Source organism: Pampinifervens navoyensis (assembly GCF_046159715.1).
Taxonomy (GTDB): domain Bacteria; phylum Aquificota; class Aquificia; order Aquificales; family Aquificaceae; genus Pampinifervens.
This window is the reverse complement of the sequence record NZ_JBJXCT010000035.1, coordinates 1-277: the sequence shown is the minus strand read 5'-3', so window position 1 is coordinate 277 and position 277 is coordinate 1. Positions and strand designations below refer to the sequence as shown.

1 protein-coding gene is annotated in these 277 nt (G+C 56.3%); it reads left to right on the top strand.

Annotation, left to right across the window (positions count from 1 at the left end):
• Positions 1 to 10: 10 nt before the first annotated feature.
• The coding region (locus ACKRDP_RS09895; RefSeq protein ID WP_409154621.1) for an alpha/beta fold hydrolase at positions 11 to 277 on the top strand (267 nt) is incomplete at its 3' end.

Here is a 277-nt window from a genome sequence, read left to right as displayed (position 1 = left end):
GAGTTAAGCCATGTCATCCATTGCCAATCGTTATGCCGACGTCAACGGCGTCAAGGTGTTCTATCGCGAAGCGGGTCGTTCGAACGCACCGAAACTGTTACTTCTGCATGGCTTTCCGAGTTCGAGCCACATGTTTCGGGACCTGATCCCCCTGCTTGCCGAGCGCTTCCATATCATCGCGCCCGATCTGCCAGGGTTTGGCCAGTCGGACATGCCGGCACGCAGCGCTTTTGCCTACACATTCGACAACATCGCCAACGTGATCGAAGGCTTCACC